Genomic DNA, 15,111 nt, shown 5'->3' on the forward strand with positions numbered 1-15,111 from the left:
CAGGGGCCTGGGCCTTGCGGGCTCGGGCAGGCGGGCTCAAGCGCGGCTCGGGCGGGCTCAAGCAGGGCTCGGGCCGGGCTCGGGCAGGCCGGTGGGCTCAGGAGGGCCAGTGGGCTCGCCAGTCCGCGGCGGTCAGGGTGGTGAGCCCCGCCGCGCGAGCCGACCGCTCGGCCGCACGCACGTTCACCTCGAACCGCCGCGCCACCGCGCGCAGCTCCGTCTCCGGGTCCTCACCGGCCAGCTTCGCCAGCGCCGCCACCGCGAACAGCGTCGTGCCCGCGTCGTCACCCTCCGGCAGCAGGTCCACCGGGAACCCGGCCCGCGCCACCCGCTGCGCCAGCTTCCCCGCCAGCGCCACCGCGGGCTGCCCGCTCGCCACGCCGTCCACACTGGACTGGCGCTGCTTCTCGACCTGCTTGAGCTCTTCCCACCGGTGCTGCTGGGACGTCGCGTCGTGCACGGCCGGGTCGTGGTCGGCGAACACGTGCGGGTGCCGTCCGACCAGCTTGGCCACCAGGTCGCCCGCCACCTCGTCGATCCCGAACGGCTCCTCGGCGTCCTCCGCCGCGATCCGAGCGTGGAACAGCACCTGGAGCAGCACGTCGCCCAGCTCCTCGCGCAACGACGCCCGGTCGCCGTCCTCGATCGCCTCCAGCAGCTCGTAGGTCTCCTCGACCAGGTACTGGCGCAGCGACTTGTGGTCCTGCTCGGCGTCCCACGGGCAGCCGCCGGGCGAGCGCAGGCGGTCCATCACGGCCGCCGCGTCCAGCAGCGGCACGGCCGGGGTGCGGATCACGGCGGACCCGGCCGAGATCAGCTCCAGCGCGGCGGGCTCGTCCGGGTTCGTGGTGATCAGCACCAGCGACGGACCCGCGACCAGCTCCGACACCGGCTCGGCCGACCACAGCGCCGCGTCCACGCCCTCCCCCGCGTACACCGCCGCCGCGCCCCGCAGAGCGGGTAGCGCGGCGGCGGGCAGAACCGGGGCGGTGCCTACGACGACAACGGTCACGGCGACTTCTGCCGCACCGGCGCCTGGTAGCCGCTCATCTCACCCTCGCTCGCCGCCAGCGAGATGGCGGTGCCGTCCCACAGGCCGTAGCGCGGGTTGACCTCGATCTCGGGGTCGCCGGCCAGCGTCTGCACGAGCCGCAGGCCGATCTGCTCCAGCAGCTGCGGCGTCAACTGCTCGGTGGACGACTCGCCGGACGGCCGCACGTCGGTCTTGCGGTCGGTCACGTAGGCCACGATCCACTGCGCGCTGCTCGGGTCCGGCGCGAACGCCACCACGGTGCCCGCCGGCACGCCGAACAACGGCGACTGGGCGGCCTGCGGCGACTCGGCCGACCGCACCCGCTGGCCCTCCTTGGACAGGGTCTGGCCCTGGGTGCCGGAAGGCGCGTCGGCCACGAACTCGGCCATCTTCGCCGGGTCGGCCGCGACCTGCTTGGCCTTCGCGATCGCGTCCGCGTTGTCCTTGGTGAAGAAGTAGTCGAACGTGACTTCCATCCGGTCCACGTACTTGCGCGCCAGCTCGACCAGCAGCAGCTGGTCCCTGGCCCGCTCGCGGAACGTCGCCGCGTCGTACACGGTGTTCTGCGAGGCCAGTTCCGCGCCGCCGGCCTGCTCGACCGACTCGGTCACGGCCTCCTCGGACACCGAAACGCCCTCGCGCCGGGCCGCCTGCTCGATCAGCTCGTGCTGCACGCCCAGGGTCACCAGCTGCCGGGCGACCTGGTCGAGCTTGCGCTGGTCGTGCAGCTTCTGGGCCTCGGGCTCCTTCTTGAGCACGACGTCCAGCCGCTGCTGCACCTGCTGCAACGGCAGCACGGTGTCGCCGACGATCGCGGCCGAGCCGACGTGGCCGGGCCCCGTGCCGCAGCCCGCGACCAGGAGTGCCACCGCCGCGCCGATCAGGGTGAAGCGCCTCTGCACAGTCCTCACGACCAGTACCTTCTCACGTCCTCGTGACGCCGCTCACGGGAGTCCCCGCCAAAGACTCCAGGAAGTGCGCGCACCAATCCAGCAATTCCTGATCACGCAACTGCGGTGCGCCCATCCGGCCGCCGGCCGCGCCCTCCGTCGGCCGGGGCACGCTGACGGTGTGCGCGGCCTGCTTGTAGACCGCCTTCGGGAACAGCCGGCGCAGCCGCACGAGCTGGCTGTCCTTGAGCTCCAGCGGCGCGAAGCGGATCGTCTGGCCCTGGGTGGCGACCTCGGTGACGCCGTGGGCGCGGCACGTCTGCCGGAACCGGGCCACCGCGAGCAGCCGTTCGACGGGCAGCGGCGGGGTGCCGTAGCGGTCCTTCAGCTCGTCCCACACGCTCTGCAGCGCCTCGGCGTCGCTCGCGGCGGCGATCTTGCGGTAGGCCTCCAGCCGGAGCCGCTCGCCGGGCACGTAGTCGTGCGGGATGTGCGCGTCGACGGGCAGGTCGACGCGGACCTCGGCCAGCTCCTCCTCGGCCTCGCCGTCGGCGCCCGCGTGCTTGCGGAACGCCTCGACGGCCTCGCCGACCAGCCGCACGTACAGGTCGAAGCCGACGCCCGCGATGTGGCCGGACTGCTCGGCGCCGAGGATGTTGCCGGCGCCGCGGATCTCCAGGTCCTTCATGGCCACGGCCATGCCCGCGCCGAGCTCGGTGTTCTGGGCGATGGTGGCGAGCCGGTCGTGCGCGGTCTCGGTCAGCGGCGCCTCGGGCGGGTAGAGGAAGTAGGCGTAGCCGCGTTCCCGGCCGCGGCCGACGCGTCCGCGAAGCTGGTGCAGCTGGGCGAGGCCCAGCAGGTCGCCGCGCTCGACGATGAGGGTGTTGGCGTTGGAGATGTCCAGGCCGGTCTCGACGATGGTGGTGCAGACGAGCACGTCGTACTCGTTCTCCCAGAAGCCCTGGATGATCTTCTCGAGCTTGTCCTCGTTCATCTGGCCGTGCGCGGTGATCACGCGGGCCTCGGGGACCAGCTCGCGGATGTGCCGGGCGGCGCGCTCGATCGAGGACACGCGGTTGTGCACGAAGAACACCTGGCCGTCGCGCAGCAGCTCGCGGCGGATGGCGGCGGCGACCTGCTTGTCGTCGTAGGAGCCGACGTAGGTCAGGATCGGGTGCCGCTCCTCGGGCGGGGTGAGGATGGTCGACATCTCGCGGATGCCGGCCAGCGACATCTCCAGGGTGCGCGGGATCGGCGTGGCGGACATCGTGAGCACGTCGACGTGCGTGCGCAGGGCCTTGATGTGCTCCTTGTGCTCGACGCCGAACCGCTGCTCCTCGTCGACGATCACGAGGCCGAGGTCCTTGTAGCGCAGGCTCTTCTGCAGCAGCCGGTGCGTGCCGATGACGATGTCGACCTCGCCCTCGGCCAGGCCGGTGATCGTCTGCTCGGCTTCCTGGGCGTCGGTGAACCGGGACAGGCCCTTGATGGTCACCGGGAACGCGCGCATCCGCTCGGTGAACGTGTTCAGGTGTTGCTGGGCGAGCAGCGTGGTCGGCACGAGCACCACGACCTGCTTGCCGTCCTGCACCGCCTTGAACGCCGCCCGCACCGCGATCTCGGTCTTGCCGTAGCCGACGTCGCCGCAGATCACCCGGTCCATCGGCACGGTGCGCTGCATGTCGGCCTTGACCTCGTCGATCGCGGCCATCTGGTCGAGGGTCTCGGTGAACGGGAAGGCGTCCTCCAGCTCGCGCTGCCACGGCGTGTCGGGCGCGAACGCGTGCCCGGGCGCGGCCTGGCGGGCGGCGTAGAGCTGGACCAGCTCGGCGGCGATCTGCTTGACCGCCTTCTTCGCCTTGGCCTTGGTGTTCTTCCAGTCGCTGCCGCCGAGCTTGTTCAGCGTGGGCAGCTCGCCGCCGACGTAGCGGGAGATCTCGTCGAGCTGGTCGGTGGGCACGAACAGCCGGTCGCCGGGCTGGCCGCGCTTGCTGGAGCCGTACTCCAGGACCAGGTACTCGCGGGTCGCGCCGGCCACGGTGCGCTGCACCATCTCGACGTACTTGCCGATGCCGTGCTGCTCGTGCACCACGTAGTCGCCGGGCCGCAGGGCCAGCGGGTCGACCGCGTTGCGGCGGCGGCTGGGCATGCGGCGCATGTCCTTGGTGGACGTGCCGTGCCGGCCGCCGGTGAGGTCGGTCTCGGTGAGCACGACCAGGGCCAGTTCGGGCAGCGAGAAGCCGTCTTCCAGCGCGCCGCGCACGACGGTGACGGCGCCCTTCTTGGGCCGGGTGTCGAGGGTGTCCCGGAGCACGACGGCGACGTCGGCTTCGCGCAGCTGCTCGGTGGCGCGCTGGGCCGTGCCCGCGCCGGGGACGACGAGGACCGCCGTGCCGCCGGAGGCGGTGTGGGCGCGCAGGTCGGCGAACGCCCGGTCGATGTCGCCCTGGTAGGCCTCGACCTGCTTGAGCTCGAGCCGGACGACGTCCTCGCCCTCGGTGGTGAGCTGGCTGAGCGTCCACCAGGGCCTGCCCTGGGCCCGCGCGGACCCGGCCACGTCGGCGAGGCTGTGGTAGGCGCTGGAGTCGAGGTCGATGGGGCTCTGCCCGCCGCCCGCCGCGGCCATCCAGGAGGCCTCCAGGAACTCCTGGCCGGTGCGCACGAGGTCGGCGGCGCGGGCGCGGATCTTCTCCGGGTCGTTGAGCACGACGTGCGTGCCGTCGGGGACGACGTCGGTGAGCAGCTGCAGCTCGCCTTCGCACAGGGCGGGGATGAGGGCTTCCATGCCTTCCGACGGGATGCCCTCGGCGATCTTGGTCAGCAGCTCGTGCAGGTGGGCGTCGGCCGTGTGCTCCTCGGCCAGCGCGGCGGCCTTGGCCTTCACCTGCGGGGTCAGCAGCAGCTCGCGGCACGGTGGCGCGATGAAGCCCGCGACCTCCTCCGGCAGCGACCGCTGGTCGGCGACCGCGAAGGGGCGGATCTCGCTGACCTCGTCGCCCCAGAACTCGACCCGCAGGGGGTGCTCGGCGGTCGGCGGGAAGATGTCCAGGATGCCGCCGCGGACCGCGAACTCGCCGCGCTTCTCGACCATGTCGACGCGGGTGTAGGCGATCTCGGTCAGGTTGGCCGGCAGCGCGTCGAAGTCGTGCTCCGAGCCGACGGCCAGGTGCACCGGTTCGAGGTCGCCGAGGCCGGGCGCCATCGGCTGGATGAGGCTGCGGACCGTGGTGATGACGACCTTGAGCGGGTGCTCGCCGGGGTGGGCGAGGCGGCGCAGCACCTCCAGCCGGGCGCCGACCGTGTCGGCCCGCGGCGACAGCCGTTCGTGCGGCAGCGTCTCCCAGGACGGGAACAGGGCGACCTGCTCGTGCCCGATGAGGTCGCAGAGCACGGCCTTGAGGTCGTCGGCCTCACGGCCGGTCGCGGTGACCGCGAGGACGGGCGCGTGCTGGGACAGGGCCGCCGCGACCAGCGGCCGGGCCGCCGGTGGTCCTTCGAGTTCGAGGTCGGGCACGCCGACCGAGTCGGCGAGGGCGCGCAGCGCCTTGTCGGGCAGGACAGCGGTCAGCAGGCCGGACAGCGGGCCGGGCTGGGGCATTGCGGTGGCTCCCCGGGGGATCAAACGCGGACAGACCCCTGCCCGGGACTGGACGAGGACGCGCGTCCACCGGAGGGGTGCTCGACTGCCAGCCTACGGCCCTTCCGGGCGGGGTGCCCCGTCATTTCGGTTGACGGCGAGGTGACGCTGGGTACGTGGAGCAAAGAGAGATCAGGGCCGACTACGACGATCGGCACATCACCGTGTACCAGGCGTACTCCCCCGCCATCGCCGTTCCCGCACTGGCGGCGGGGCGGTTCGTGCCGCCGTTCAAACCGGGGCGGATGACGTGGATCAAGCCGTCTTTCCTCTGGATGATGTACCGGTCCGGGTGGGGGACGAAGCCGGACCAGGAGTGCGTGCTGGCCGTGCGAATCACCCGATCGGGGTTCGACTGGGCGGTGCGGTCGGCCGTGCCGAGCGACGAGGGGATCGGGCGGAAGCCGGACGTGCGGGTGCAGTGGGACCCGGAGCGGAGCCTGCGGCTGGGCGCGCTGCCGCACCGGTCGTTGCAGCTGGGGCTGGCCGGTGAGGCGTCGCGGCGGTACGTGGACGAGTGGGTCGTGGGGCTGACGGACGTGACGCCGCTGGCGCACGAGGTGCACGCGCTGGTGCGTGCCGGCGACCTGGACGGGGCGCGGGCGTTGCTGCCGGTGGAACGGCCTTACCCGATGCCCGGCGGGTGACGGGTCAGTGACGGGCCGTCGACGGGTCGCTTCGAGGGGACGCTTCGAGGGGCGCGTGACCGGGTCGCGTGAACGGGGAGCACACACGGGGGTTGCCATGCTGGGCGTCATGCGTCGGTTTGTCGGGTTCGCCGCGGTGCTGGCCGCGTGCGCGGCGTGTTCGGCGGAGGGCTCCGGTGGCAGCGCGCCCTCGACGACCACTCCCGAAGGGCTGAAGGTCGAGGTGGTCGCCTCCGGGCTGAGCCACCCGTGGGACGTGGGGTTCCTGCCCGACGGGCGGATGCTCGTGCCGCAGCGGCCGGGGCGGATCGCGCTGGTCGCGGACGGTCGGGTGAGCGACGTGGAGGCCGAACTCGGTGACGTGGAGGCGCGGGGCGAGGGCGGGCTGATGAGCCTGGTCGTGCACCCGGACTTCGCGACCAGCCGTCGGTTCACCACGTGCTTCAACACGTCCTCGGACGTGCGGCTGGTGACGTGGGAGCTGGACGGCACGAGGGCGACGAGGGTGAAGGACCCTTTGCTCTCGGGGCTGCCGACGGCGTCGAGCGGACGCCACTCGGGGTGCCGGATGGCGCTGGACCGCGACGGCAACCTGCTCGTCGGCACCGGGGACACCGCGCGCGGCGACGTGGCGCAGGACCGGTCCAGCCTCGGCGGCAAGGTGCTGCGGGTCGACCTCGCGACCGGCGAGGGCGTGGCGGGCAACCCGTTCGGCGACCGGATCTACACCTATGGGCACCGCAACGTGCAGGGCGTGGCCGTGCGGCAGGACGGGATGGTGTTCACCGCCGAGCACGGGCCGTCGGTGGACGACGAGGTGAACGTGCTCAAGCCGGGTGCGAACTACGGCTGGGACCCGTCGCAGGGCGGCACGGTCGGCGGGTACGACGAGGACGTGCCGATGACGGACCTGGAGCGCTTCCCGGACGCCGTGCCCGCCGTGTGGTCCTCCGGCCGTCCGACGGAGGCGATCTGCGACGCCGCGTTCCTCTCCGGCGACCAGTGGGGCTCGCTGAACGGCGTGCTGGCCGTCACCGCCCTGAAGGGCTCGAAGCTCCTGCTGTTCACCGTCACCCAGGAGGGCGGCGTCCACTCCGTCTCCATCCCGCCGGAGCTGGACGGCACCCACGGCCGACTGCGCGGCGCCGAACTGTCCCCCGACGGCGCCCTCTACGTCACCACCTCGAACGGCACCGACGACAAGCTCCTCCGCATCACCAACCCCAACCCCTGACCTCCGCGCGTTCGACACGCGGGGGTCAGCGGGTGCGCAGGCGGGGTTTGTGGTCCATGTGGGACAGGCCCTTCCAGGCCAGGTTGACCAGGTGGGCGGCCACTTCGTCCTTCTTCGGCTTGCGGACCTCGAGCCACCACTGGCCGGTCAGCGCCACCATGCCCACCAGCGCCTGCGAGTAGAGCGCGGCCAGCTTGCGGTCGTAGCCCTGGCGGGAGAAGTGCAGGCCCAGGATCGACTCCACCTGGGACGCGATGTCGTTCAGCAACGACGAGAACGTGCCGGTGGAGGACGCCACGGGCGAGTCGCGCACCAGGATCCGGAAGCCGTCCGTCGAGCCCTCGATGTAGTCCAGCAACGCGCACGCCGCCTGTTCCAGCAGCTCACGCGGGTGCCCGCCGGACAGGGCGTTGACGATGTGGTCCATGAGGTACTGCATCTCGCGGTCCACCACGACCGCGTAGATGCCTTCCTTGCCACCGAAGTGCTCGTACACCACGGGCTTGGACACGCCCGCCCGGTGCGCGATCTCCTCGATGGAGGTGACCTCGAAGCCCTTCTCGGCGAACAACGCCCGGGCCACGTCGAGCAGTTGCTCGCGCCGCTCCTTGCCCGTCATCCGCACGCGCGGCACCGGTGCCCCGTCGCCGCGCCGTCTCCCCGCCACCCAGACCACCCTAAACACCTGCCCCCCGCGTGAGTCGCGAGGGGCAGGTGGTCGCTTGCCCGACCGCTTCTACTTCTTGGCGCTGATGCGGGCCAACCGCTGCTGGTTCGGCCAGCGCACGTTGGTCGCCCAGCCGAACTTCTCGAACAGCCAGATCAGCCGCGCGGAGGTGTCGATCTGACCGCGCTTGACGCCGTGCCGCGCGCACGTCGGGTCGGCGTGGTGCAGGTTGTGCCACGACTCGCCGAAGCTCAGGATCGCCAGCGCCCACACGTTCGCGGAGCGGTCGCGCGCGGCGAACGGGCGGTCGCCCACCATGTGGCAGATCGAGTTGACCGACCACGTCACGTGGTGCAGGAACGCGACCCGGACCAGACCGGCCCAGAAGAACGCCGAGAGCGCGCCGGCCCACGACATGGTGATCAGACCGCCGAGCACGGCGGGCGCGAGCAGGCTGATCGCGGTCCACAGCGGGAACAGCTTGTCGATCCGGACCAGGTCCTTGTCGGCCAGCAGGTCCGGCGCGAAGCGCTCCGCGTTGGTCTTGTCGCGGTCGAACAGCCAGCCCATGTGGGCGTGCCAGAAGCCCTTGGCCAGCGCGACCGGCCCGCGGCCGAACAGCCACGGCGAGTGCGGGTCGCCCTCGCGGTCGGAGAACGCGTGGTGGCGGCGGTGGTCGGCGACCCAGACGATCACCGGGCCCTGCAGCGCCATCATGCCCGCGATCGCCAAGCCGATCTTGAGCGCGCGGTTCGCCTTGAACGAGCCGTGCGTGAAGTACCGGTGGAACCCGATCGTCACGCCGAGGCCGGCCAGGTAGTAGAAGGCCACGAACAGCGCGACGTCCACCCAGCCCAGGCCCCAACCCCAAGCGAGCGGAACGGCCGCGAGCAGAGCCAGGAACGGCACGATGACGAACACGTACACGCCGAACTGCTCGACGTGTCCCCGTCGCCCTTCGATCATCGGCTTGGGTCCACGATCCTCGGGACCTTGCGGCGTGGACCTGCTCTCCAGGGTGCTGGTCATACATGTACCTCGTTGTGTGCTCGGGGCTACCTACGGAACCGTAACTTACGGCAGCGTAAGTTAGGCCAACCTCGTGCCGCCATAGGCGGGGCCAAAGTCACGGCGTGTTCTCAGGAAGTCGGGCGTGTCGATCACGGTGGGGGCATCATTCGGTGATGGGGTCACCGAACGTCCGCGCCCGCCGCCGCCTCCGCCTCGCACTGGTCACGTTCGCGGTGGTGTTCCTGCTGGTCATCGGGGGTCTGCTGGGGTTCGGCTGGTACTACAGCGGCCAGCTGCTCGACCCGGAGAACGCCCGCCCCGGCTACCGCGACACGGTCACGTCGTCGGCTTCGGGGACCGTCGCGCTGGCGGAGTCCAGGGTCACCGTGCTCCCCGGCACGTGGGGTCTCGTGTGGCCGGGCGGCGGCGCGAAGGTCGGGCCGGTGACCCACCGGTCCGAGGGCACGGTGGTGCGCGAGTTGCAGGGCGAGGCCCCGGCGGACGGCACGCAGGTGCGGCTGGAGACGTCGGTCTGGAGCACGGACCCCGCCACCGCGCTCGACCTGGAGTACACGGATGTGCGAATTCCGACCGAACTGGGTGACGCGCCCGCGTGGTTGGTCCCCGCGACGTCGGACACGTGGGTCGTCGCGGTGCACGGTCGGGGTGGCACGAGGGCCGAGGCGCTGCGGGTGATGCCTGCGTTGCACCAACTGGGACTACCCGTTCTCGCCGTGACCTACCGCAATGACGAGGGCGCGCCTCGCTCGCCCGACGGCCTCTACCACCTCGGCGACACGGAGTGGCGCGACGTGGAGGCGGCCGTCCGGTACGCCCGCGAGCACGGCGCGCGCAGCGTCGTGCTGTACGGGTGGTCGATGGGCGGCGCGATCGTCGGCCAGTTCCTCGGCCGCTCGGCGGAGGCGGGCGACGTGGCCGCGGTCGTGCTCGACGCACCCGTCGTGAGCTGGACGAAGACGCTGGAGCTGCAGTCGCGCAACCGGGGCGTGCCGGTGCAGCTGGCGCCGATCGCGGAGCTGGTCTCGGACTGGCGGGTCGACCTGGAGTTCACCCGCTTCGACCTGCTCGACCACCCGCCCGCGCGCAGGCCGCCGACGCTGCTGTTCCACGGCGGCGCGGACGGCACCGTGCCCGTGCAGGCCTCGCGCGACCTGGCCGCGGCGGCGGACCGGCTCGACTGGCCGATGCGGTACGTGGAGGTGCCCGCGGCCGAGCACACGGCGGCGTGGAACGTCGACCCGGAGGCCTACGACCGCGCGCTGACGGAGTTCCTCGACTCGGTCGACGCGATTCGGTAGCGCGACGGGCATCTGCTTGTGCCCGTACGACTACACAAGGTAGTTAAGCGGGTGATTGTTTCGCCCGAAATCGTGGCGAACAGGGGCCGGAAGACCTCCCGGCGAGGCCGCCGAGCGTCGACCCGAAGCGGCGAGAAGTTCACCCAGCCGTGATGTAGGCCACGTCGTCCGCCGCTCTGACGTGCATAAACACGCAGTGTCATGATCGAGTCACGGTGGGCTTGCCGCCACTTGAGTGGTGGTGCTGACCTTCGAGGGAGACTCGTGACAACATGTGTTCGCGCGGTCGGGGCGAGCCTCGACCGTTCCGCCATGGTGTAAAGGCAGCACCTCGGATTTTGGTTCCGATGGTCCAGGTTCGAATCCTGGTGGCGGAGCGAGGGGCCGGGCCACGAGGGCCCCGGCCGCCCTGCGTCTGCATGGGGGTGTGAGTCGCTGCACGAGGAAGCGGTCGACGAGCAGGACAACGTGGCGCCGGCGCTCCACGAGATGTCCGACGCGTGGCTGGTCGGCCGCGCGAGTGAGCTCGTGGCCGTGGCCCAGAGCAGCCACCTGTCCGACCAGCTCGACGCGGCGCACGAGGTCGACGAGATCCTGGCCGAGGCGCAGGGCCGCGGCGAGCCGCGGATCGTCGGCCAGCTGCTGCGCGCGGCCGCGGTGGTCCGGATCGTCACCCCCGGCCTGGTCGACCTCTCCGACTCCGTCCTGGACGAGATGCTGGCGCACTGCCGCCGGCACGGCCTGCTGGTGCTGGAGGCGGAGGCGCACGCCCTGCGCGGGCGGCGCTACCTGCTCGGCGGGTTCGAGGACAAGGCGCTGACCGAGGTCGCCGCGGGCCTCGCGATGCTGGAGGAGGACCTCAGCCCCGACCCGATGATCGACAAGCGCACCTGGGACCGGCTGCTCGCCTCGGCGTTGCAGTCGACCGGGCTCGTGCTCACCCAGCTCGGCGTCTACGAGATGGCCGACGAGGTGCTGGCGCGGGCGCACAACGCGATCCGGGACAGCGCCAACCCGCACCAGATCTACGTCCACCTGGTCAACCGGGCCCGGCTGCTGATCGGCTGGGGCCTGCGGCTGGAGCGGGTGGACAACTTCGAGGAGGCCGCCGAGCGGTTCGCCACCGCGTCGGCCATCGCCACCGCCGTCGAGGGTCCGTTCCGCGAGTCGCTGCACCCCGGCAGGCGCGACCGCACCGCCGCCGAGCAGGTGCCGGTGATCGGCGCGGCGCACGCGCTGGCCAAGCCCGGCGCGGAGCACATCGCGCGGCTGTGGGCGTTGCGCGAGCTGGCCATGTACGCCCGCGAGCTGATCATCGTGTCGATCGCGCTGGCCCGCTGCCTGGAGATGGAGGAGCTGCCGCAGCAGGCGTTGCAGGTGCTGCACGACGCGCAGGACCGGCTGGAGCACGACACGTCCGAGCCGACCCTGATGCTGTGCCTGACCCGGGAGTACGCCCGGATGTCCGGCCCGCACGGCGAGCGCACCATCTCGGCGTTGCAGACCTACGCCAACGCGCTGGAGGTGGAGCTGTGGCTGATGCAGGAGGCGCGCACCGCCACCCTGCTCACCCGGCGCGACCACGAACGGCTGACGCGGGCGCACGGCGCGATCGCGCAGCAGGCGTTGCAGGACCCGCTGACCGGGCTGCCGAACCGCCGCGCGCTCGACGACCGGCTGGCCGCGCTGATCAACGCCCAGACCCACCCGATGGCCATCGCGCTGGTCGACCTCGACGGGTTCAAGGTCGTCAACGACAAGCACTCGCACGCCGAGGGTGACGACGTCCTCCGCGTGATTGCGAGCACACTGCGCCAGGCGTTGCGGGGTGACGACCTGGTGGCCCGCTACGGCGGCGACGAGTTCGTCGTGCTGCTGCCCGGCGCGCCCCTGCACGCCGCCGAAGCGGCCCTCGCCCGAGCCGTGGATGCCGTCGCCGCACTGCCTTCCGACCTGTCCAGGGGGGTCACGCTGTCGGTGGGCGTGATCTCCGTGCGCCCGCGCGAGGCGGCCCACGCGGCCCTCGCCCGAGCCGACTCGGCGATGTACGCCGCGAAGCGCCGAGGTGGCTGCCAGGTTGCGGCCGTGGAAGTAGAGCCCTCCTCGGAGGCTTAGTATCGGCACCTGGCGGGAAGCCAGGCCCCTCCCGCTGAAGGCACGCACTCAGCTAGGGAGAGCGCTGATGCTCGAGGGTGTCCCCACCCCAGTCAGCACGATCGTCCTCGCAGCGGGTGAAGGCACCCGCATGCGCTCAGCCACCCCGAAGGTCTTGCACCGCGTCGCGGGTCGTTCCCTGGTGGAGCACGCCGTGCGCGCCGCCGCCGGGACGGACCCGGACCACCTCGCCGTCGTGGTCGGCCACGGCCGCGCCGCGGTCGCCGACCACCTCGACAGCCTGTCCACCGCGCTGGACCGCAAGGTCACCGTGGCGGTGCAGGAGCAGCAGAAGGGCACCGGGCACGCGGTCGGCTGCGGGCTCGCCGAGCTGCCCGCCGACCTCGGCGGCACGGTCGTGGTGACCTACGGCGACGTGCCGCTGCTGGACTCCGACACGTTGCGCGGCCTGCTCGCCGAGCACGGCGCGCGCGGCAACGCCGTCACCGTGCTGACCGCCGTGGTGGCCGACCCCGCCGGGTACGGGCGGATCGTTCGGTCCGCGGACGGCTCGGTCGAGGGCATCGTGGAGCAGAAGGACGCCACGCCCGAGCAGCGGGAGATCACCGAGATCAACTCCGGGGTGTACGCGTTCGACGCGGCCGTGCTGCGCGACGGGCTGTCCCGGCTGTCCACCGACAACGCGCAGGGCGAGCTGTACCTGACCGACGTGCTGACCATCGCGCGCGGCGACGGCCGGCGCGTGGGCGCGCTGGTGACGTCGGACGCCTGGCTGGTCGAGGGCGTGAACGACCGCGTGCAGCTGGCCAGGCTGGGCGCCGAGCTGAACCGCAGGCTGGTGGAGGCCGCGATGCGCTCGGGCGTGACCGTCGTCGACCCGGCCACCACGTGGCTGGACGCCGACGTGCGGCTGGAGCGGGACGTGCTGATCGAGCCGAACGTGCAGCTGCGGGCCGGCACCACCGTCGGCGAGGGCGCGGTCGTCGGCCCGGACACCACGCTGTCGGCGTGCGTGATCGGCGCGGGCGCGACCGTGGTGCGCACGCACGGCTCCGGCGCGGAGATCGGCGCGGGCGCGTCCGTGGGCCCGTTCGCCTACCTGCGGCCGGGCACCCGGCTCGGCGAGCGCGGCAAGATCGGCACCTTCGTGGAGACGAAGAACTCCGACATCGGCGCCGGCAGCAAGGTGCCGCACCTGAGCTACATCGGTGACACGACCATCGGCGAGCACTCCAACATCGGCGCGGCCAGCGTCACGGTGAACTACGACGGCGTGCACAAGCACCGGACCACGATCGGGTCCTACTGCCGCACCGGCTCGGACAACATGTTCGTCGCGCCGGTCACCGTCGGCGACGGCGCGTACACCGGCGCGGGGACCGTGGTGCGGCGCGACGTGCCGCCCGGCGCGCTGGCCGTGTCCGGCGGACCCCAGCGCAACCTGGACGGATGGGTGGTGTCCCGCCGTGCGGGCACGCCTTCGGCCGAAGCGGCGGAGCGCGCTCTGACGCCCGAGAATGCAGGCACAACCGATGAAGGGCGCTGACGTGAACCCCACGATGGCCGGGACACCCAAGAAGAACCTGATGCTCTTCGGCGGGCGGGCCTACCCCGAGCTGACCGAGCAGGTGGCCAAGCACCTGAACGTGTCGGTGACCCCGCAGTCGGCGTACGACTTCGCCAACGGCGAGATCTTCGTGAGGTTCGAGGAGAGCGTGCGCGGCTGCGACGCGTTCGTGATCCAGTCCCACTGCGCGCCCATCAACCAGTGGCTGATGGAGCAGCTGATCATGGTGGACGCGCTGAAGCGCGCGTCCGCGAAGCGCATCACCGTGATCATGCCGTTCTACCCCTACGCGCGGCAGGACAAGAAGCACCGCGGCCGCGAGCCGATCTCGGCCCGCCTGGTCGCGGACCTGTTCAAGACCGCGGGCGCGGACCGCCTGGTGGCCGTGGACCTGCACACCGCGCAGATCCAGGGCTTCTTCGACGGCCCGGTGGACCACCTGTGGGCCATGCCGTTGCTGGCCGAGCACATCAAGGCCAAGTACGCGGGCCGCGAGATCACCGTCGTCTCGCCCGACGCCGGCCGCACCAAGCTGGCCGAGAAGTGGGCGGACACCCTCGGCGGCACTCCGATCGCGTTCATCCACAAGACCCGCGACCCGCTGCGGCCGAACGAGGTCGTCGCCAACCGGGTCGTCGGCCAGGTCGAGGGCCGGCTGTGCGTCGTGATCGACGACATGATCGACACCGGCGGCACGATCACCAAGGCGGTGGACCAGCTCCTGTCCGAGGGCGCGTCGGACGTCGTCATCGCCGCCACCCACCCGGTCCTGTCCGGCCCGGCCATCGAGCGGCTGCGCGACTGCGGCGCCCGTGAAGTGGTGTTCACCGACACCCTCCCGATCCCGGCGGAGAAGCGCTTCGACGCCATGACCGTCCTCCCGATCGCGCCGCTGCTGGCGCGCGTGATCCAGGAGGTCTTCGAGGACGGCTCGGTGACCTCGCTGTTCGACGGCAACGCCTGACACCCCGCGCGCCCTGCGGGATGATCC

11 protein-coding genes and 1 tRNA gene are annotated in these 15,111 nt (G+C 71.8%); 7 read left to right on the forward strand and 5 right to left on the reverse strand.

Features of this window, described 5'->3' with window-relative positions; translation table 11 throughout:
• Window positions 1-97 precede the first annotated feature (97 nt).
• The 3 genes from ACZ7GX_RS35215 to mfd are packed head-to-tail and all read right to left on the reverse strand — an operon-like array spanning window position 98 to window position 5,521.
• Window positions 98-1,012, reverse strand: coding sequence for a nucleoside triphosphate pyrophosphohydrolase (locus ACZ7GX_RS35215; RefSeq protein ID WP_498783265.1), 915 nt, complete (start codon window positions 1,010-1,012; stop codon window positions 98-100).
• Window positions 1,009-1,944 carry a SurA N-terminal domain-containing protein gene (locus ACZ7GX_RS35220; protein WP_498783267.1) on the reverse strand — a complete coding sequence of 312 codons (936 nt, stop codon included), beginning with the start codon at window positions 1,942-1,944 and terminating at the stop codon, window positions 1,009-1,011. The genes ACZ7GX_RS35215 and ACZ7GX_RS35220 overlap by 4 nt, the downstream gene beginning before the upstream one ends.
• A gap of 13 nt (window positions 1,945-1,957) precedes the next feature.
• Entirely contained in the window at window positions 1,958-5,521 is a 3,564-nt protein-coding gene (gene mfd / locus ACZ7GX_RS35225) for a transcription-repair coupling factor (RefSeq protein WP_498783269.1), read from the reverse strand.
• A 155-nt stretch (window positions 5,522-5,676) separates the two neighbouring features.
• On the opposite strand from mfd, the gene ACZ7GX_RS35230 reads away from it, so the two are divergent.
• Entirely contained in the window at window positions 5,677-6,207 is a 531-nt protein-coding gene (locus ACZ7GX_RS35230; RefSeq protein WP_498783271.1) for a DUF4291 domain-containing protein, read from the forward strand.
• A 109-nt stretch (window positions 6,208-6,316) separates the two neighbouring features.
• The gene (locus ACZ7GX_RS35235) at window positions 6,317-7,441 is read left to right on the forward strand and encodes a PQQ-dependent sugar dehydrogenase (protein ID WP_498783273.1); all 1,125 of its coding nucleotides are present in this window, start codon (window positions 6,317-6,319) and stop codon (window positions 7,439-7,441) included.
• A 25-nt stretch (window positions 7,442-7,466) separates the two neighbouring features.
• On the opposite strand, the gene ACZ7GX_RS35240 is transcribed toward ACZ7GX_RS35235, so the two are convergent.
• A complete protein-coding gene (locus ACZ7GX_RS35240; protein ID WP_053719425.1) occupies window positions 7,467-8,060 on the reverse strand; it encodes a TetR/AcrR family transcriptional regulator in 594 nt (197 codons plus the stop codon).
• 117 nt (window positions 8,061-8,177) lie between these two features.
• Window positions 8,178-9,137: an acyl-CoA desaturase gene (locus ACZ7GX_RS35245; protein ID WP_498783275.1), complete on the reverse strand. Its 960-nt coding sequence runs from the start codon at window positions 9,135-9,137 to the stop codon at window positions 8,178-8,180.
• Window positions 9,138-9,292: 155 nt separating this feature from the next.
• Between ACZ7GX_RS35245 and ACZ7GX_RS35250 the strand changes: the two genes are divergently transcribed.
• From ACZ7GX_RS35250 to ACZ7GX_RS35270, 5 genes are all read left to right on the forward strand, one after another.
• Window positions 9,293-10,438 (forward strand): alpha/beta hydrolase family protein, encoded by a 1,146-nt coding sequence (locus tag ACZ7GX_RS35250; RefSeq protein ID WP_498783277.1) that lies wholly within the window; start codon window positions 9,293-9,295, stop codon window positions 10,436-10,438.
• Between the two features lie 306 nt (window positions 10,439-10,744).
• Window positions 10,745-10,815, forward strand: a tRNA-Gln gene (locus tag ACZ7GX_RS35255).
• A 91-nt stretch (window positions 10,816-10,906) separates the two neighbouring features.
• Window positions 10,907-12,553: a GGDEF domain-containing protein gene (locus tag ACZ7GX_RS35260; protein ID WP_498783278.1), complete on the forward strand. Its 1,647-nt coding sequence runs from the start codon at window positions 10,907-10,909 to the stop codon at window positions 12,551-12,553.
• Window positions 12,554-12,620: 67 nt separating this feature from the next.
• Window positions 12,621-14,099, forward strand: coding sequence for a bifunctional UDP-N-acetylglucosamine diphosphorylase/glucosamine-1-phosphate N-acetyltransferase GlmU (gene glmU, locus ACZ7GX_RS35265; RefSeq protein ID WP_498783280.1), 1,479 nt, complete (start codon window positions 12,621-12,623; stop codon window positions 14,097-14,099).
• A 13-nt stretch (window positions 14,100-14,112) separates the two neighbouring features.
• The gene (locus ACZ7GX_RS35270) at window positions 14,113-15,084 is read left to right on the forward strand and encodes a ribose-phosphate diphosphokinase (protein WP_498783340.1); all 972 of its coding nucleotides are present in this window, start codon (window positions 14,113-14,115) and stop codon (window positions 15,082-15,084) included.
• Window positions 15,085-15,111 lie beyond the last annotated feature (27 nt).

The organism is Actinosynnema sp. NPDC037264 (assembly GCF_055603705.1).